At 27.8% G+C, this 928-nt stretch carries 1 protein-coding gene; it reads left to right on the top strand.

Annotated features, from left to right (window positions below):
- The coding region (locus tag KJQ97_RS09275) for a hypothetical protein (protein WP_214120673.1) at positions 1-928 on the top strand (928 nt) is incomplete at both ends.

The following is a 928-nucleotide window of genomic DNA, read 5'->3' as shown; positions in this document are numbered from 1 at the left end:
CTACAAATAATATGGAATTAAATAATTCTAATATTAAAGGCGATATAACTGCTAATAATTTAACTTTAAATAATTCTAGTATTACTAATAAAGCTGATGGTTCTACTAATACTATAAATGTTACAAATGATTTAACTATAAATAACGAAAGCCAAACTACTATTGATGGAAATTTCAAAGTAGGCAATGACTTTACTTCAAGTAATACAATCTTTAGTGGAGATATAACTGCAAATAATTTATTAAGCGATAATAAAAGCACTTTTCAAGGTAATGTTAGTGCTGATAGCATAAGTGCAGTTGGTTCTATATTCAAACAAACTCTAACTATTACAGGCGATAGTAAAAACAATGTCTTAGATAAAGCTACATTAGAGCAAGGCATAGTAATTGATAGTAAAGATGCACAAGTAAGTGTAATAAATGGCTCAGAAATCAAAGGAGAAATAAAAAACGAAGGCTTTATAAATGTAGAAAAAGGCTCAACAGTATCAGAGCTAGTATCAGGTAGCGGAACACTCTCAACCGATGGAGCTTGGTATGATAAAAATGTAAGTATGGGTAAGATTGAAGGAGAGAATAATACCTTTAAAGGCGATGTAATTATTACAAATACAAATACCGAAGTAAAAGCTGATAATAATACCTTTTTAGGCAATGTATCAGTAAATAATGGTAAACTTAGTGCTACTACTAATAACAACTTTAAAGACATTAATGCTAATAATATTGATTTTATAAACGATGATATAAAAACAACCGATGAAATCAAAGCTCAAACAATAAAAGTAGATGATAAGTTAGTAATTAAAAATATAGATTTAAAAACAACTTCTATTAGTGCAAACAAAGGAGAGATTACAAACTCAAATGTATTCTTAAATAATACTAATGAAGGCTCTAAAGATACTAAAGTATTTTTAAAAGG

This window comes from Campylobacter sp. 2018MI01 (assembly GCF_018501205.1).
GTDB lineage: Bacteria > Campylobacterota > Campylobacteria > Campylobacterales > Campylobacteraceae > Campylobacter_E.
The sequence above is the reverse complement of the archived record's forward strand: the minus strand, read 5'-3'. Positions and strand labels throughout refer to the sequence as shown.